This is a genomic window from Leptospira idonii, from assembly GCF_004770995.1.
Classification (GTDB): Bacteria; Spirochaetota; Leptospiria; order Leptospirales; family Leptospiraceae; genus Leptospira_A; species Leptospira_A idonii.
The window spans coordinates 187,742-204,785 of record NZ_RQHW01000042.1 but is presented as its reverse complement, the minus strand read 5'-3'; the positions used below and the strand labels follow the sequence as shown (position 1 = coordinate 204,785).

The 17,044-nt window shown below is 41.5% G+C and carries 16 protein-coding genes; 10 read left to right on the top strand and 6 right to left on the bottom strand.

Annotated elements, in window-relative coordinates; translation table 11 throughout:
- The first annotated feature begins 28 nt into the window (after positions 1-28).
- On the top strand, positions 29-742 hold the full coding sequence (locus EHS15_RS11485; protein ID WP_135760707.1) for a tetratricopeptide repeat protein: 714 nt from the start codon (positions 29-31) through the stop codon (positions 740-742).
- Positions 743-902: 160 nt separating this feature from the next.
- Positions 903-2,306, top strand: a complete 1,404-nt coding sequence (sthA, locus tag EHS15_RS11480; protein WP_135760706.1) for a Si-specific NAD(P)(+) transhydrogenase — start codon at positions 903-905, stop codon at positions 2,304-2,306.
- Positions 2,307-2,309: 3 nt separating this feature from the next.
- On the opposite strand, the gene EHS15_RS11475 is transcribed toward sthA, so the two are convergent.
- Positions 2,310-3,173 carry a hypothetical protein gene (locus EHS15_RS11475; protein WP_135760705.1) on the bottom strand — a complete coding sequence of 288 codons (864 nt, stop codon included), beginning with the start codon at positions 3,171-3,173 and terminating at the stop codon, positions 2,310-2,312.
- Between the two features lie 154 nt (positions 3,174-3,327).
- Here EHS15_RS11475 and EHS15_RS11470 point away from each other — a divergent pair, with 154 nt between their 5' ends.
- Both EHS15_RS11470 and EHS15_RS11465 read left to right on the top strand, forming a co-directional pair.
- Positions 3,328-4,176 (top strand): SH3 domain-containing protein, encoded by an 849-nt coding sequence (locus tag EHS15_RS11470; protein ID WP_135760704.1) that lies wholly within the window; start codon positions 3,328-3,330, stop codon positions 4,174-4,176.
- 5 nt (positions 4,177-4,181) lie between these two features.
- Positions 4,182-5,453 (top strand): phospholipase C/P1 nuclease family protein, encoded by a 1,272-nt coding sequence (locus EHS15_RS11465; protein ID WP_135760703.1) that lies wholly within the window; start codon positions 4,182-4,184, stop codon positions 5,451-5,453.
- Here EHS15_RS11465 and EHS15_RS11460 read toward each other — a convergent pair.
- Both EHS15_RS11460 and EHS15_RS11455 read right to left on the bottom strand, forming a co-directional pair.
- The gene (locus EHS15_RS11460) at positions 5,447-5,824 is read right to left on the bottom strand and encodes a DUF2237 family protein (protein ID WP_135760702.1); all 378 of its coding nucleotides are present in this window, start codon (positions 5,822-5,824) and stop codon (positions 5,447-5,449) included. The two genes, EHS15_RS11465 and EHS15_RS11460, sit on opposite strands and share 7 nt — an antisense overlap.
- 7 nt (positions 5,825-5,831) lie before the next feature.
- Positions 5,832-6,965, bottom strand: a complete 1,134-nt coding sequence (locus EHS15_RS11455; protein ID WP_135760701.1) for a HEAT repeat domain-containing protein — start codon at positions 6,963-6,965, stop codon at positions 5,832-5,834.
- Positions 6,966-7,131: 166 nt separating this feature from the next.
- Between EHS15_RS11455 and EHS15_RS11450 the strand changes: the two genes are divergently transcribed.
- From EHS15_RS11450 to EHS15_RS11435, 4 genes are all read left to right on the top strand, one after another.
- A complete protein-coding gene (locus tag EHS15_RS11450; protein WP_135760700.1) occupies positions 7,132-7,518 on the top strand; it encodes a hypothetical protein in 387 nt (128 codons plus the stop codon).
- Positions 7,519-7,759: 241 nt separating this feature from the next.
- Entirely contained in the window at positions 7,760-8,896 is a 1,137-nt protein-coding gene (locus EHS15_RS11445; RefSeq protein WP_135760699.1) for an NAD(P)/FAD-dependent oxidoreductase, read from the top strand.
- Positions 8,884-9,867, top strand: coding sequence for a sigma-70 family RNA polymerase sigma factor (locus EHS15_RS11440; RefSeq protein WP_135760698.1), 984 nt, complete (start codon positions 8,884-8,886; stop codon positions 9,865-9,867). The genes EHS15_RS11445 and EHS15_RS11440 overlap by 13 nt, the downstream gene beginning before the upstream one ends.
- 76 nt (positions 9,868-9,943) lie before the next feature.
- A complete protein-coding gene (locus EHS15_RS11435; protein ID WP_135760697.1) occupies positions 9,944-10,684 on the top strand; it encodes a glutathione S-transferase N-terminal domain-containing protein in 741 nt (246 codons plus the stop codon).
- Here EHS15_RS11435 and cutA read toward each other — a convergent pair.
- The 3 genes from cutA to EHS15_RS11420 all read right to left on the bottom strand — a co-directional run bounded on the left by cutA (position 10,654) and on the right by EHS15_RS11420 (position 13,299).
- The gene (cutA, locus tag EHS15_RS11430; RefSeq protein ID WP_135760696.1) at positions 10,654-10,968 is read right to left on the bottom strand and encodes a divalent-cation tolerance protein CutA; all 315 of its coding nucleotides are present in this window, start codon (positions 10,966-10,968) and stop codon (positions 10,654-10,656) included. The genes EHS15_RS11435 and cutA overlap by 31 nt on opposite strands.
- A gap of 57 nt (positions 10,969-11,025) precedes the next feature.
- The gene (locus EHS15_RS11425; RefSeq protein WP_167884217.1) at positions 11,026-12,099 is read right to left on the bottom strand and encodes a hypothetical protein; all 1,074 of its coding nucleotides are present in this window, start codon (positions 12,097-12,099) and stop codon (positions 11,026-11,028) included.
- A gap of 105 nt (positions 12,100-12,204) precedes the next feature.
- Positions 12,205-13,299, bottom strand: a complete 1,095-nt coding sequence (locus EHS15_RS11420) for a DegT/DnrJ/EryC1/StrS family aminotransferase (RefSeq protein WP_135760694.1) — start codon at positions 13,297-13,299, stop codon at positions 12,205-12,207.
- A gap of 158 nt (positions 13,300-13,457) precedes the next feature.
- Between EHS15_RS11420 and EHS15_RS11415 the strand changes: the two genes are divergently transcribed.
- Both EHS15_RS11415 and EHS15_RS11410 read left to right on the top strand, forming a co-directional pair.
- Positions 13,458-14,717 (top strand): valine--pyruvate transaminase, encoded by a 1,260-nt coding sequence (locus tag EHS15_RS11415; RefSeq protein ID WP_135760693.1) that lies wholly within the window; start codon positions 13,458-13,460, stop codon positions 14,715-14,717.
- Positions 14,717-17,041, top strand: a complete 2,325-nt coding sequence (locus EHS15_RS11410) for a hypothetical protein (RefSeq protein ID WP_135760692.1) — start codon at positions 14,717-14,719, stop codon at positions 17,039-17,041. The genes EHS15_RS11415 and EHS15_RS11410 overlap by 1 nt, the downstream gene beginning before the upstream one ends.
- Positions 17,042-17,044 lie beyond the last annotated feature (3 nt).

Below are 17,044 nucleotides of genomic sequence, written 5' to 3'. Positions count from 1 at the left end.
TGAGAGGAATAAGGTAAATTCGAACATTATGAACCGACAAAAGCTCCTTCTATCGCTACTTAGTTTCCTAATATACATTCATTCGTTACACTCTCAAGCGACAGATTCTTTCAGCCAAGGAGTTTCTAAGTTAGATGAAGGAAATTATAAAGAAGCTATTCAAGAGTTCAACAAAGCGATCAAACTAGATCCGAAAAACCCGGACACTCATTCTGCGCGAGGAAGTGTAAAATTCGAAACCAAAGATTATGAAGGAGCTTTGGTTGATTACGACAAGGCGATCGCATTAGATCCAGAAAACGGAAATGCTTATCTATTACGTGGTATTTTGAAGTATGCTTTCAATCAAAACAAGGAAGCTATCGCCGATTTCGATCATGCGATTTTGTATGATCCAAAAACCGCAGAAACCTATGCATTCCGGGCCAAAGCAAAAGAGCGCTTAAGCGATTTTGCAGGTGCTCTCACAGATATAGATTTAGCAGTGCAACTAGACCCTGATGACGACAGTCATCTCGTCTTCCGATGCAGAACCAAAAACAACTTAGAAGATAATGAAGGAGCGATCGCAGATTATAGCAAAGTGATTCAATTAACCCCCGAAATTCCAGATGCATATCTTTTTTTAGGACTGTCTAAAATCTTTCTCGAGAAAAAAGAGACAGGCTGTTTGGATCTAAGCAAATCGGGGGAGCTGGGTTTTGAGAAGGCTTACGAGGCGATCAAAGAATTCTGCAACTAAATGGGCAAAAAGGTGAACATTTTCGAATAATTTTTTCCAAACCGAAAATCGGGATCGCCAAACAACACAAACCATGTTAGTAGAGACGCATTGGGTGGCGGGCGGTCAGCCCCACCCAATGTAGGGCGGGGATCGAAGATTCTCACCCAGGGAGCCCTGCATGCTGCACTTCGATCTCATCGTCATTGGGGCCGGCCCTGCCGGAGAAAAAGCCGCCGCCAAAGCCTCTTACTTCGGCAAAAAAGTGGCTCTCATCGAAATGGCACCTGCTCCAGGAGGAGCGGGAGTCCACACGGGAACCCTTCCTTCCAAAACTTTAAAAGAAACCGCCCTCTTCCTCTCTGGCAAAAACGACAAAGGCATCTTCGGGGTGGACAAAGATCTGCGTAGAAACGCCTCCATCGAAGATTTTTACTTCCGAAGAAATTACGTAACCCGATCGGAAGTGGATGCAATCAATCAAAACATCACCAAACATAAAATAACTCTTTTTTACGGACATGCCGAATTCGCAGGGAACCATAAAGTAAAAATCTCAGGAGAATCCAATACGGAAATAGAAGGAGACTTCATCCTAATCGCAACAGGTTCCTATCCGTTCCGTCCGTCTAACATACCTTTTGACGGGGAAAGAATCCACGACTCGGACACGATCCTCAATCTGAAACGTTTCCCAAAATCCTTATGCGTATTAGGTGCAGGAGTGATTGGATGCGAATACACCACCATCTTCGGAACGATAGGAATTCCGATCTATCTGGTAGACACGCGAGATGAAATTCTTCCCTTCCTAGACAGCGAAATCTCAGCAAGCCTTGTAGAACAAATGCGAAAGGACGGAATCCAAGTGATCTTCAATTCCGGACTAGAAAAAATAGATTCTCCGGCCGATCAGGAAGGGAACTTCGAAATCCACCTAACGTCAGGAGAAATCTTGGAAGTGGATATGTTCTTATTCGCAGCGGGAAGAAGCGGAAAAACTGCCGGGCTCAAATTGGAAGAGAACGGAGTCAAAGTAGGAAAAAGAGAAGCCGTGGAAGTCAACGAACATTACCAAACAAACATCGATTATATATATGCAGTAGGAGATGTGATCGGATTTCCTGCACTTGCCAGCACAAGTATGGACCAAGGAAGGATCGCAGTCACACATATGTTCTCAACGGACGGATTCGACAAACTTGCAGGAATTTTTCCTTATGGAATTTATACCATCCCCGAAGTTTCCATGGTGGGAGTTTCCGAAAAAGAAGCATCTTCTCAAGGGAAAGAAATTCTCACGGGAAAAGCCTTTTATGCGAATATGCCCCGAGGTAAAATCCTGGGAGCGAACGAAGGGTATCTAAAACTAGTTTTCGATAGAAAAACTCAAGTAGTATTAGGCGTTCATATCATAGGAATTCAGGCAACGGAGCTGATACACTTCGGATTGAGTCTTGTGGAATCCCAAAAAACCTTGAACGACATCATCTCCATTGCCTTCAATTTTCCGACTCTGCACGATCTATATAAATACGCCGCCTACGATGGATTAGGAAATGCAAGCGGACACAAACTGAAATAAAAACTAAACCGATTTTACGAAAGAGTCCTTCATAGGGAAGGACCCATCTTGTTGTTGTTTGGCGGTATCATAACCGGGATAAACCTTATAAACTCTGAGGAAAAATTGTTTTTCAAGAGAATGACTGCCGGATGGAGACACTCCATTCACATCCTTACTGAAAAAATGAAATTCAAAATAGCCTTTTATGAATCGATTTTCGGAATTCCATCTTTCCCCTAAACGAAATCGAATCGGATCTTTGCTCTCAATTCCGGAATAAGAAACAATCTCGTCCTCCGCAGGAAAATTCTGGACATATATCTTTTCTTTCGCATTCATCTCTCTCAACCCGGACTCACCTGGCAAAGAAATCAAAACCTTTCCCTCTCTGCGTAGCTCTATATGATACGATTCAGCGATTTCTTCGGAATCGGCCTCGAATTCACCCGTCTTTCTAATGACAATGGTTAAGTGGTAGTCTACAAGATCGGAAGAAAAAGTACGAATTGTACCTTCGTTTTTACCGATGGTGATGATCTTTTCGAAGGATTTACCGGGCAGAACGAATTTATAAACGAGTCCAGGCTCCAATAAATCTTGGATTTTAGGAAAATCAGTGCCCAAAGGAACCGTTTGAGTGATCGTATGAACGTCAGGAAGAGAAGTAATTTCAGGTAAACTGTTCGTTTTAGAATCGGTATTCTCGGGTGAAGAATGAGTTCTTTTTAACTTAGCAATTGTTAATCGCTGCATGATGGAAATAAGAGCAAGAACGGCGGAAAAAAATACTAGGACAAATACCCAGGTCTCGTAGGAACTAACCCTATCTTCCAAAACCTTGATCTGCTCGATTGAATAAGGATTCGCAAGTTGCGCTAAAATCATATTAAAACCATTCCATCAGAGAGATCCATACCTGGACGAAGATCACTCGATCTAGGTATCCATATTATTATTTTCGGATGAGAGAAGACGAAAAAAAACCTTCGTCAGGGAAAAGAAGTCGACGAAACATAGGAAAATCATCTTTTTTAGTGCTATGTCTTCCTTTCGTTTCGTTCTAGTTTGCGTATTTATTTCACTTCATTCTCTCACACCCATTTTTGCGGAAGGACACTGGGACAACATCCTTCCGGAAAAAAAAGAGAACACCGATTATTTCGTGTTTGGTGAAAATGTAAATATAAGAGAAAAAACGGATCTAAAATCAAAAGTCATCAAAAAGTTACAGCCAGGCGACAAAGTCAAAGTGCTGCAAAAAACAAAATCCCTTCTTACCCAAGATAAAATCAAAGAATACTGGTATAAAATAAAAACAGACAAAGAAGAAGGATACGTATGGGGCTCCTTACTTGCCGACTATCAATTCACAGTAGGCAAACATACGATCCTGGCAAGAAATCTAGGCCCCATCAGAGAAGGGATAGAACTTAAGTCCGTCAAAGATAGGAAAGTAATTTCCGAGCTCAAACTGGCACCTGGCCCGGTAGGCAATGAAGCATGGGGAGTCGTTTCCTATGAGTCCGTCGCATTCAAACCGAATCCGGGCACATTGTTCGGATTAAAACATTTCGTTTTTTCTGAAATAGAATACGGTTATACAAATGAAACCATCATCAGCATCGACCAGGAAGGAAAACTATCGGGCCATTTTTCTTGGTTAGCCGGTTCTTGCGATCCGCCTGCTTGTGCTGAATCCTGGCTCGTATTTCCCAATCAAACATTACCTGCAGATTCAAAAATCAAAAGAAAAACCTATAAAGGTCATCCGAACACCATACTGGAAGTATCAAGAAATTATGATATAGAAGACGAATCCGCCACCGAATATTATGAAAGGCATCATATTTGGAACGGAAGAACGTTTCAAGAAAAACGAGGAGATTAAACTCAATGAAAAAAAATATAACCATCGCTGCGTTTCTGCTGACATTCACCTTACCAATGTTTGCTTGGAGCAATCATGCAGGTCTCACTCACATTATCCTAAAGGATCACTGGAAAACTTCACCTCCGTCTAAAGTAAAAGCGGAAAGTCTGGCTTCTTTTTTAAGTAAGGAAAGTAAAGGAATTCAAGCGATATTGGATGAATCGGACGAATGGGCTGCGGAAAGACTTCCCCACTGCCCCAAGCCGGATCCGAAATTAAAATTCACACCTCCAACAGGAACTAAAAAAGAAAATCTTCCTTTTCTATTTTTCACCGCTCTTCGGGTGAACCCCCAGCACAAAGCGAGTTTGTACATACAGTCCGTCGAGAAGTCTCCCGTTTCCAAACCATCTAAAGAACTTCCTAATATAACTACACTGAATGACAAAGGGAAATTAGTTTATGAAGCATTTCTACCGCTCAGGGAAGGGGAATCCGTTTCCCCTCTGGACATTCTTGTCACTGCAGTAGACGAACCCGATTACGATTTAGATCTATATCTATTCAAGGACAATGAGTCAGAGTTCGGCCAAGTGTACGGGTTCGGCGAACAACCGTTTGGAAATCCTAAAATAGAATATTCTTCTCAGGCACCGTTTCACATGGGATTCTTTCATGAATCGAAAATGATATTCGCATTGGCGGGTTTCCTAAAAAGAACATATCCCGAATATAGAATCCATCAGTTCACCAAACTTTCACAATATGCATTTCAGACGGGCCATCCTTACTGGGGACATCGTTTTGCAGGATGGGCTCTCCATTATCTCCAAGACCTCACACAGCCATACCATTCCTCCGTATTGCCCAGAGTAGGATTCGGAAAACAAGTAGGGGTTCAATTTTTATCGATGATCGGATTCGATTCTGCGAAAGTAAACATGATCGAATACATAACGGAAAGACACACTTTGATCGAAGAATACCAATACTACTTAATCAAAGAAATCATAGGCAAAAAACAAAACAGCCATCCGGTATCTGTTGCACTAACAACCGCACCATCCAGAAGTCTGGACGAATGGAAGGATTTCGATTACGTACGAAATGTAATCACTAAAGAAGCATATTTAGCGGCGGAAGAGGCTGACAAGGAAATAGAAAACTTGGAAATCCAAAAGTATCGGGAGATATACCCGGTAGAACATCCTATTCACGGGATATTGGCGAGACTCCTCAGCAATACATCCTATATAACAAGGATGTATGCGAAAAATTTTATTAAAACTCAGTAAGATTCCGTCTCAGCAGCGAATCTTTCCAAAAGCTCCAATGGTATAATCTCTAACGCCCGTTTATGGGTGGATTCCAGAAATACCAAAGGAGCAACTCCGTTTCGATACGCTTCCAACCATCTGCTGGCACAGAGACACCATTTTTCACCAGGTCGGACTCCGGGAAAAGAATACTCCGGCCTAGGAGTCATCAAATCATTGCCAGAAGTTTTTTGAGAGACCAGAAACTCTTCCGTCGCTTGGATGCAAACCGTATGAGAACCCAAATCTTCATCCGAAGTATTGCAGCATCCGTCACGAAAGAAACCTGTCATAGGTTCGTGGGAACAAGGCTGCAAAGGGCCGCCTAAAACGTTGATTGATTTATCCATAAATTAATTACTTCCCTTCCGCCTTTAACTCTAAGAATTGAAGATGTTTTTTGATCTCATTTTGTCTCCCTAAAAAATCGGATTGGGATTTGTTTTCCCTCATTCCTTGAATGATATTGGAAAAACCTGCGGTAATGATCGTAGCAAATACATCGATTACATCGGGAGATCTTCTTCTGGATTCGTATTTTTCTTTGATAATTCTTTTCAAGCAGGGACGATTGCCAATGTCCTGGTAAGGAACTAAAGTTTCTGCAGCGACCAATCTTAACTCTTGCTCGGCTCCGAATCCCGCCAGTTCGCATAATTCTTTTCTAATCGCTTCGGATCTGATCTCTCCGAGCAAATGGATCGCATATTGTTTTTTAGATTCGTCTTTTTCTTCCGTCAGAGTTTTATAATATTCAGATTCTTGTTCCGAATACTTTCCCCATTTTTTGATAGCGCTGATAGCTATGGTGAACTCTCCCCATTCCGATTTTTTCTTTCTGAGAATCTCATACATCAAGGTTTTGTCGGAAGGAGAACCCGTTTCGTAAATATGCTGCAATACGAGCAAACGCAGCTTTTTATCTTCTAAAAAAGAGCGAATGAATCCCTCATCCTTAAAATTCTTTTTATCGGTCAAAAGAGAAAATGCAGTTTCTCTAAATTCGGAATTCAAATCCGAAGATTCCTTTTTCAAAAGAGAGATCACATCCGAAGCATCTGACTCGGCAAGCAGATAAAGAACTTTCGATCGATCTTCCTTTTTTCCTTTCCCATTCCAAATAGAATAAAGAAATTTCGAAAAACGCTTCGGCTGAGAAGCGATCAAATCTTTCGTTTCTCTTTCCACCATATGATCCGTTAAATGCAATTGAACCAATGCCGAGTCTATTGAGTCGGAAGAATAAACAGAAGCTGCGGAAACTCCCGCCAAACGATCCCAATAACTATCCGCTTTAAATAGTAAATGAATGTAAGCTTCCGCATCCTTTCCTATCCTACCCAGACTTACTCCTAAATTCTTTTTTTCCTCCAACCAAACATTAGGAGGAATCTTATCATAAATTTGTTTCGCCTTTTCCTTATTTGCATTTTGTGCGGAAAGCGAGAAAGAAAAGAAGATCAGAATATATAAAAACACGTTTCTATTCATTTTGAAATCAACCTAAACCCTCTTATAGTGGTAATCCGCAATTTCGGCAATCCCCTATGGAAATTTCCGAACAAACTGTTAAATTCAATCCATGTGCTTTTCATTGCCAACGAGGAAATATTTTATTTTCCTAAGCATTTTGATTCAAGGCTTTTCTTCAGGATGTATGTCCATACAATTCAATGATAGATGGATGAAAAAAGCCGATTGGCAGGATCAACAAATCAAAACATACATCGAAAACTCAAGGAAGAATTCGGGAATATATTATACGACGGAATGTTTACTTCCACCGGATGGATACTACACATTCCCCAGAATGGAGCCCTGTACGATTTTGAGAGATAGAACATTCAGAAATGCAGTCGCCAGTATGGATGCACAGGAAAGGGGAAAAATCGAATACGAAATTCGAATGGGAGAACAGGCAGATTACTACAATCATAGATATTCCAGAAGAGGATTTTATTCGCAAGGAAGTCGAGGAGGAGCCTGGGGATACCCTCAGGCCCACTCACGCTACAATAATTATTACTACGGAGGAAGAAGGTAGAAATCGATTCAATTGGATGGCAGGGAAATGTAAAAAAATAGGAGGGAGAAGCTCTTTTGAGAAAGTAAGCGAACCCAAAAGACACTCCCTCCGATCAAAATGGTTGGTTGGAAAGCCCATAGCCAATATACTAAACATAAATTTACTTGTCAAACGATTGTGCAAAAAATTTAGATTTTTTTTCTAACCTCTGTCACAAAAAGAAAACAGAAACGTCTTTACTGCAAACAGAGGAAATCACATGGAAAACCAAAAAACCATCATCATTGCAGGAGGAGGTTACGCAGGAATTCTTGCAGCCAACCGACTCGCTAGAAAAAAGTTGCCCCTCAAATTGATTCTCATTACGGACAAACCTAATTTTCAGGAAAGAATTCGCAACCATCAGTTGTTAGCTGGTAACCTAAAAAAAGAATACCCTATCTCCGATTTGCTACATAAAAAAATAACCCTCAAATTGGGAAAAATCGATAAAATCAACGGAGATAAAAAAGAAATTCTTTTAGAGAACAAAGAAACCCTCTCCTACGACTATCTGATTTATGCGTTAGGTGTTCAAAAACTACCGTCAAATCCCGATCTGCCTAATTATATTTCCATAGCGGAAGTGGAAGATTGCAGAAAAATGAACCAGGTATTGCGTCAAATTTCCAAACCGAAGATCACCATTATAGGTGCGGGACTCAGTGGAATCGAAACGGTGGCGGAACTTGCGGAAACATTTCCCCATTCGGAACTCTCTATCATAGAGAACGGAAAACTAGGAAGCGGGTTTTCGGATGCGGCACGAAATTGGATGATCGACCATCTAACAAAGAATCAAGTAAATATTTTGGAAGATACCAAAGTGACAAGTTTCAGCGAAGGAAGCATACATACAAGCGCAGGATTCCAACTCAAACACGATATATGCATATTCTCGAACGGATTGCAAGCCTCGCCTGTGGGTTCGGCATCTTCTCTCCCTGTCAATCCCAAAGGACAAATTCTGGTGAACGAATTTCTGGGATGTAAATCTCATCCTGAAATCATCGGGGCGGGAGACGGAATTCAAGTCGATTCTCCTAGCGGGAGCCATCTTAGAATGGCATGTGCTTCCGCCATGCCGATGGGAATCTATGCGGCAGAAAGACTCAGTTTTCTTCTAGGCGCAAAATCAAAATTAGGTGAAAAACCGTTTTCACTGGCATACCTGGGAAGAAACGTAAGTTTGGGAAGAAAAGACGGAGTCGTACAATCTTCTTTGCGGGACGACACTCCCATTGGAATCGTTTGGAAAGCAAAAGCTGCTGCGAGAATCAAAGAAACCATTTGCAAATTAACCATCTTCTCTATGAAAATGGAAAAATACTTTAACTTCTATCTATGGAAGGCCTAAAAGAATTTTTAGAACACAAAGGACTTATCTTCGGAATCGCCTACCGCATGACGGGAAGCATCAGCGATTCGGAAGATATTGTCCAAGAAACGTTCCTTAGGTGGCAAAAATCCCTTACGGGAAAAATCAAGTCTCCTAAGGCGTTTTTGTGTACGATCGCAACAAGACTCTCCATAGATTCGATCCGCAAGTCCAAAAGAAAAAAAGAAACCTATATAGGTCCTTGGCTTGCAGAACCGATCCCCGATCCTCAGGAAGAAGTGAATCCGGAAAGTTTGGATCTGGCTTTTCTGCATTTGATGGAAAAGTTAAATCCTGTGGAAAGAGCTGTTTTTCTTTTGAGAGAATCGTTCGGATTGGATTATTCCCTCATCGCAAAAGCGGTTTCCAAAAAGGAAGACGCTTGTCGCCAAACATTGACTAGAGCAAAAAAGACGTTAAAATCGTCTCAGAAAAAATTCGTAACCGGCCAAGAAGAAAGAAGAAGCCTGATGCATCGCTTCCTCATCGCCTCCTCGGAAGGGAATCCTGAAAAACTCATCCCTTACTTAAAAGAAGAAATCGCTATTTGGTCGGACGGAGGAGGCAAAGTGCATGCGGCAAGAATCCCTCTCTTCGGAAGACTCAGAGTGGCTGCTTACTTAATCAGAACGAACGAGCTGCAAAAAGGACGCAAACTAGAATACTATATGGTGCAAGCGAACGGCTCCGAATCCATCTTGGCTTATGAAAACGGCAGACCGATCGGATTTAGATCCTTTCAATGGAAAGATTCAGGATTAGTTTCCATGTATACTGTGGTAAATCCGGACAAACTATCCGCATTTACCGACAAACAAAAATTAATAGAAGAAAATAAACTTTATCCTTTGGAATTGTTCATTCTATTTCCCAAAAGACCTTTCTTCAAAAAACCGATCCCTGTCTGGAGCAAACCTCTGGTTTCTTTGGTTCGATGGACCTTATTATAAAACGACCAATGCAGATCGAACAAGCCTCGTATTTAGAACTTGACTCTTTCCAAAAGAGGAATAGGCTCATCTCTTGATGACGAAACCACTGCTATACATATTCCCGATTTCCCACTTCTCAGAAAAGGCCAGATGGGGTTTGGATCTTGCCTCTTACGACTACGAATTGAAACCTTTGATTCCCGGAACCCATGTCCAAATCTTAAAACCGATCGTATCGGAAGCTTATGTCCCGGTGTTACAAAACGGCGAGACCGTAATACAAGGATCAGGTGCAATTCTTGATTTAGTGGAACGACAAGCTTTTGCCGAACCGGCTACGGAAGAAGAAAAAGAATGGGAAAACAAAATCGATACACAAATCGGAAAAAGTCTGCAAACCATTCTCTATAGTTTTATCTTAGAACATCCTGAGATCATAGGCAAATTGTTTCAATTGACTCCCCTGCCTAAACCTGTGACTGTCGGCCCCCCGGAACATTTCGACCTCATATCACTTGTTCTCAGAAAAAGGTACAAAGTGACTCCTAAAAACACGGAAGCAGTGAAAGAGGTTTTTCGACAAAGCACAGACGAGTTGAAGAAAATTTATTCAGAACGCAAGTTCTTCAACGGTAAATCTTTCGGAAGAGTTGATTTAACAGTTGCTAGCCTTTTAGGAAATATGGTATTACCTAAGGAATGCCCTTGCACTCCTTGGTTGTCTTCCGTGGATATGCCCCAACCGTTTATCGATTGGAAAAATTCTTTAGGCGCAGAGTCTCTCTATCAAAAAGTTTCCGATTTTTATACTGAATTTCGAATCCAATCCAAATAAGCAGTGTTACCCGATTCGATCGGAAGACTGACCACACAAGGGACTTCATAAGAATGAAGTTCCTTGATCCTTTCCGTTAAAGATCCAACCGTAGCCTCTTTGGTTTTAAAAATCAAAACGATTTCGGAATCTTCCTGAAGTTCCCCCTTCCAAAAATAAAAAGAAGTCATAGGGTGCAAAATGTTCGCACAAGCAGCTTTTTTCTCAGAAACGATTGTTGTAGCGATTTTTTTGGCTTCTTCCAAACTGCCTACGGTAACATAGATTAATTTTAAATCGTTCATTTCCATTTCCCGTCCTTCCTAAAAACAAATAAAACCATCGCAAAAATTATGAACAAATTACATTCCCAAAGCCTGCCACTCTTCCGCTATCTTAGCGAAGAGAGAAGGTCCGTCCATCTGTTCGTTCGCCTCATAATACAACCCTACGTTTTGAAATAATTTTCCTCTTTCATCTCTGGCGGGAGTCACATAAAACAAAACAGAGTTCGTATCGTTTCTTAGTTTGGAAATCCATGCCCATTCCGACCAGGATCTGATTTTGGAAAGAGGTAAAAATAAAATCCCCGATTCGAATTCCTTTACCAATCTTCTTTTACGGATCTCGTATAAAATCCGTCCCATCGAATAACGAAAGTTAATTTCAGACATGGGCTGACAAACCGTTTTGCCTTCCTGGGAACGAAATAAAAAACCGTCCATTGCCGCAGGGCCTAAATGAGAAAATTCACTTGTTCGAGAAACAGTTTTGACGGTATGAAAACAAAGGTCCAGATAAGGCACCAAATTGATTTCCGTCTGAGGACTCATCTTGATACCTCGAAAGGTTCCATCTTCTTCCACGATCATTTCCGTGCTTCCCAAATAAACAGGCCCTGTATTCGAAAAATCCCAAAGAGTGGAAAAATCATAAAACCGTGACTCACCTACCCATTCTTCCGCTAAGATCGGATAACGGAACAAACGTTTTGTAATTTGTTGTAATTTCCAAGACTGGCTTTTACTTGTGATAGCGATCTGATTTCTTCCTGCCAGACCGAACTCACTCTTCAAAACGACCGGAGATTCCAGCTCATTGAGAAAATCGATGAGAGAATCTTCGGAAGAGATTCGTTTGGTCCAGAGAGGGGAAAGACCTGAATCCTCTTTCCAATCGTTTTGTATCAATTTAGAGTTGAGATATGAGGATTTTTCCAAAAGAGACCGGTCTATCACCAAACTTCCGTCAGTAAAATTATGAAGTTGCCCCCACTCCACTAAGGAGAGATCTTCCGGCAAAAGAAAACCTTCCTTTGTTTCCGTTCCCATCTCCCAACCTAACTCCTTCCAGTCGGCAAGCAGATTAGGATCAAGGCCATCCTTGACTAAAATCAAATCCTCCGGGCGGGAAAGAAAAAAGAAAAGTTTCTCCAAAGAGAAACTTCTTCGTAATAAGGCGGAATCGGGACGAAAATCTCCTCCTAAGAGGAGATACTCAAATAAAGGGTCGAGAGAGAATAAATGCGTGGCGTTTACCCGTCAGTAAATTCTGCGGATTGCCGTCGCAATTCTTTGCACATTATCCTTTGTTAGGTTAGGATAGACGGGAATACAATGGCCTCTTTGATAGAGTCTCTCCGCATTCGGATAATCCAGCTTATTTTCTTCCAGAATATTGTGTAAAGGTTCAGTGATCGTTCTTTGCGTTCCGATATGAATGGACTTGAAATATCTTTCCACTTCCTCATATCCTTGAGTGGAAACGACGATAGGGAAACGGTGAAATGTATCCTCATTCGGCTGAGCGAAATAAGTTTCTAGTCTTGAGTTTTGAACCGCTTGCAGATAAGCCTGTGCGATTTTTTTCTTTCTCTCAAGAATCACTCCCAATTTGGAAAGCTGTTCGATTCCCAAAGCGGCTTGATAGTCGATTAGGCTGTAATCAAACTTAGGTTCTCCTAAAACTCTTTTGGAAGAACGATCCGATTTCAAAGAACGTAAAGCGGTTGCCAAACTGGAATCGTTTGTGGTGATCATTGCACCGTTTCCGGTAGTGATCATATTTTCAGCAGTTAAACCGCAAATGGAAACTTTGCTTTGTCTTCCTACTGTGATTTTTTCGGAAGTAGCTCCGATCACTTCACTGTAATCTTCAATCGCAATCGTTTCACCTAATTCATAGTCGGCGATATTGATCAAGGAACCGAAACTGTGATCGAAAACCGCAACTTTAGGATTATGAGCTTCTCTTTTTTTACGGAACTCCTCCGCATCAGGGAAAAAAGAATTTTTTGCCAAATCCACAAGAACCGGCTTCGCTTTGATTAGAAAAATCGCATCCAAAGCGGCAACAGGTGCGAAGCTGGAAAGAATCACTGAATCGCCTTCTCCAACACCTAACCCAAGCAAGGTTAAATGATATGCAGAAGTCAAAGAGTTGCAGGAGATTGAATGTTTATATTTAAAAGTATGACAAAACGATTTTTCAAACCGCTCTACGATTTCACCTGTGGAGAGATGTTCGTCTACCAAACACTCCAAAACCCCTTTTAAATCCTCTCTTGAGAGAGTGGGTTTGTGAAATTCTATTTCTTTTTGTTTTTTTAACGGTCTTTGTATTGTATCCGTGCTCATCCAACATATTTCCTTTATTATGTCTCTTTCCTAAGGTTTCCTGGAATTATGTCACTTCCTTTTTCGTTATGAGAACATAATTTTTGCTTGTACCACAGATTAGGAAAGGAAAATAGGAGGTTTTAGCGCTCATTTTCCCCAGGAATCGGCCAAAAACCATGCTTCTTTCCCGAATTGCCCGCAAAATCACCGGTTCGAACGGAATCCAGAGCTTGATGGAAGACTTGGGCTCCGCTTTAGGGAAACCCAAAGGAACCACTTCCCTATTGGGAGGAGGAAATCCTGCCAGAATTCCGGAAGTGGAAAAGATCTACAAAGAGGCCCTTTTACAATTAATTTCCTCCGGCGAAATTGAATCGATGTTTGGTGAATACTCTTCTCCGATCGGAAACGACGACATCCGCAACGCCACAGCGGAATATTTGAAAGAACATCTAGGGGCGGAAATTCGAGGAGAAAACATCGCTTTTTTCAACGGGAGTCAAAACGCTTATTCCTACCTATTGAACTGTTTTTCGGGAACGATGGAGGACGGTAGTTTTAAAAAGATCATACTTCCCATTGTCCCGGAATACATCGGTTATGCGGATCAGACGTGGGAAGACAATGTATTCTCATCCGTAGTTCCTAAAGTATTGTCCACTGGGGCTCATAGATTTCGCTACGGCTTAGATAAAGAAAATTTGGATTTTGCTTCCGCAGGATGCGTGGTTCTTTCCCGACCGACCAATCCTACTGGCAATGTGCTTTCTAAAGAAGAGACCCTTTGGCTCTATGAAAAAACAAAGGAATATAAGATCCCTTTTTTGCTGGATTTGGCTTATGGCAACCCCTTCCCGAATCTGATCGGCGCTGCAGAACCGATCCATTGGATGCCTGGAATGATTTTGTCTCTGAGTTTTTCCAAAGTGGGTCTGCCGGGAGTGAGGACAGGGATCATCATTGCAGATGCGGAAATCATCTCCCTACTCTCCTCCTTCGGAGCGGTCGGCAATTTGGCAGTGGGGAATCTGGGACTTTCTCTTGCTAAGGTTTTCTGGAAAGAAAACACTTTGGTAAAAACGGCGAATACCATCTTACGGCCGTATTACGAAGAAAAATCCAAAATCGCAGTCCAAATTCTGGAAGAAGCTTTTTTGTCACAAAATTTAGCATACTCTTTCCATGAGCCGGACGGAGGTTTTTTCCTATGGATTCATTTTCCTCGGTTAAAAATCACAAATAAAGAACTGTACAGGCTTTGTAAGGAAAGGGATGTGTACATTGTCTCCGGACATTATTTCTTTCCCGGCCTAACCACTGATTTTTCACACACCAAACAGTGCATACGTTTGACATATTGCCGTGACAAGGAAGAAATAGCCCGTGGGGCGAAAATCATCGCAGAAATAGTAGCTCGCAACTCATCGGAAACATAATGCCAGACCAAGACGATATAGATTTAACGGACACTACCTCGGTTTCCCAGCAAGCCGGTGCGGAAGAAGTACGCAACACCAGTTCCCAGTCCTATATCCAATTGTCCGATGCGATCGGAACACTGACTCCCACCGCCAGATGTATATTAGACGAACTGAAAGACTGGCACAAACGAATCGAAAAACACGGTAGCAGGGAAAAACACGCATCTTACCTTCTCACTCTGGACAAAATCCCCGAGGCTTTGGGCAAATACAATAACCTAAGCGGACAAGCGAAGTCCGATCAAGCCATCTATCAAGCGTTAAGGCAAATTCTGGATATAGATCACAGAGGTCAGAACAGAGTCGCTTATGCATATCCTTATCTCATCAGATCCGGAAATAAAATCTCCAGTAAAATCGCTCTGATCGCTCCTCAAAAAGAAAACAAAACCGATACCATTCCTTACCGCCAGGCATGTTTTCATTTTTCACAAGAACTTGCAAAAATGCTCCTGGACAATCGGGGAAAAAAGGGACGGAACTGGGACGAACAAAATCCGGGAAGCATTCTTCTTCAAAAAAACAAGGAAGGCCAAACCTGGCTTTATCCCAAACTTGCGAGTCTGGAAGCGGAAGTATCTTCTCTCATCCGAAAAGGTTTCGGGAATGTTCCTTATATTCCCATGACGGACTTCCTGGAAGATTTCGTAAATTATGCAAAAAACAATAGTTCGGCGCTTCCCATTCTGAACGATTATCATATAGTCATCGATGAACTAGAGATTCATTCCGACGGAAGTTTCAAAAAACTTCCTGAAACCGTGAACCAAATCTTAGCTCAGTTAGACGGTTTGGAAACATTCGTAAAAGAAACTCTCGTCAAAGTGGCGAAAGAAAATAACTACGAAGGCTTTTTAGATCGTTTGAATCAATATTTCTCAGAGCCTAAATTCGCAAACAATGCGGAGAAGATGAACCCGGAAGAAAAAGTAAAAAAGTTCATCTCTATCATCGAAACATTCCCTTATCCTTCCGGCAAAGGAAATCAAATCCTGGTTCTGAAAGAAACGGTCGAATTAAGTTTAAAGATTCTAAAAAGACTTACGGAAGAAAAAGGTTCCGTCATTCATAGAAAAGACGACAACATTTATACTACCGTCAAACAAGCAGTGGTCGCAAAAATTCCAGAATTCACAAAAACGAATCATACCTTGTTTCGAATCGATTTCGAAGAAGAAGTAGCAAAAGCGGGAATCACTTCCAAAGAAAAAGCAACAGAATATGTAAAACGACTGAAAGACGACGTTTTTTCCGATTTTTCCTATTATGAAGAAAAACGCCCCGATGGTTCCAGCGCCTACTATGTGGTCGATCACGGTTATCTTGCGGCAGTCATTCACAAACTTGCCTTCGAGGGAAAATCAAACCCGGAATACAAAAAACAATTAGAATACGCTAAAATTATAAATCATAGACTTTCCAATCCTAAACATCCTGAACTGAACGGAAAACTCAAGCCGGACATCATCGCCAAAATGAATGCGGAAGTCCGCAATATGGAGCAGGAAGAAGAGGAAAAGGCGAAATCGGATGAAATCAGAAGCAGATTCAATGTCATCCCCGGAATTTTAACCTTTATCGTATCTACTTTAATCTTTGTTACTGCCGGCTATTATCTGAGATCTGCGGTTCCTATTTTCTTCGGAGTTCCTTTTTCTATAGCAGCAGGTTTTTTCGCCGCCATTTTCTTTCGAGAGAAAACCACTTCTGAGATCAGAGAAGACATCAAAAATTCGGGGAAGTTTCCCGGAGTTTCCGACTGGGGGAAACCTTCTTCTGCATCGGCAAACACATCTTTTTCTTCCTCAGACGAGGATTCTTCCGGAGGACAGAAAGAAGAAAAACTCGCTCACATCTTCAAAGCGGCGGACAATTTCGTATTCCCCAAACGATTCAATAAGATCACGGACAAAGTATTGGATCCTAAATCTTTGAAAAAAAGAATCTACGAAAACCTAGACAACATCAAACGGAACAACATGACTCTTGCGAAAGAGAAAGACGAAGATAAAATCGCATCCACTGTCGAGTATGCGGTTTTACAAGCTGTCTCTACCATCATCGTTCCTGATGACATTGCAATCAGAGATATGCCGAATACGATTCTCATCAATCGAAATGATATGAAGACGGCACTCTTTCGGAGTCAGTTGGCTGATTTTTATCGGGAAGAAATGAACAAAAAGAAATTCGATAAAAAATTAGTGAAGTATTATACTTTCCTAATCAATACACTGGAAATGGAATATTATAAATATCTACCAAAGAAAAGAGTTTAATCT

Coding starts and splice junctions, on each gene's coding strand:
- EHS15_RS11485 (WP_135760707.1), top strand. CDS start 29: ATGAACCGACAAAAGCTCCTTCTATCGCTACTTAGTTTCCTAATATAC.
- sthA (WP_135760706.1), top strand. CDS start 903: ATGCTGCACTTCGATCTCATCGTCATTGGGGCCGGCCCTGCCGGAGAA.
- EHS15_RS11475 (WP_135760705.1), bottom strand. CDS start 3,173: ATGATTTTAGCGCAACTTGCGAATCCTTATTCAATCGAGCAGATCAAG.
- EHS15_RS11470 (WP_135760704.1), top strand. CDS start 3,328: ATGTCTTCCTTTCGTTTCGTTCTAGTTTGCGTATTTATTTCACTTCAT.
- EHS15_RS11465 (WP_135760703.1), top strand. CDS start 4,182: ATGAAAAAAAATATAACCATCGCTGCGTTTCTGCTGACATTCACCTTA.
- EHS15_RS11460 (WP_135760702.1), bottom strand. CDS start 5,824: ATGGATAAATCAATCAACGTTTTAGGCGGCCCTTTGCAGCCTTGTTCC.
- EHS15_RS11455 (WP_135760701.1), bottom strand. CDS start 6,965: ATGAATAGAAACGTGTTTTTATATATTCTGATCTTCTTTTCTTTCTCG.
- EHS15_RS11450 (WP_135760700.1), top strand. CDS start 7,132: ATGTCCATACAATTCAATGATAGATGGATGAAAAAAGCCGATTGGCAG.
- EHS15_RS11445 (WP_135760699.1), top strand. CDS start 7,760: ATGGAAAACCAAAAAACCATCATCATTGCAGGAGGAGGTTACGCAGGA.
- EHS15_RS11440 (WP_135760698.1), top strand. CDS start 8,884: ATGGAAGGCCTAAAAGAATTTTTAGAACACAAAGGACTTATCTTCGGA.
- EHS15_RS11435 (WP_135760697.1), top strand. CDS start 9,944: ATGACGAAACCACTGCTATACATATTCCCGATTTCCCACTTCTCAGAA.
- cutA (WP_135760696.1), bottom strand. CDS start 10,968: ATGAACGATTTAAAATTAATCTATGTTACCGTAGGCAGTTTGGAAGAA.
- EHS15_RS11420 (WP_135760694.1), bottom strand. CDS start 13,299: ATGAGCACGGATACAATACAAAGACCGTTAAAAAAACAAAAAGAAATA.
- EHS15_RS11415 (WP_135760693.1), top strand. CDS start 13,458: ATGCTTCTTTCCCGAATTGCCCGCAAAATCACCGGTTCGAACGGAATC.
- EHS15_RS11410 (WP_135760692.1), top strand. CDS start 14,717: ATGCCAGACCAAGACGATATAGATTTAACGGACACTACCTCGGTTTCC.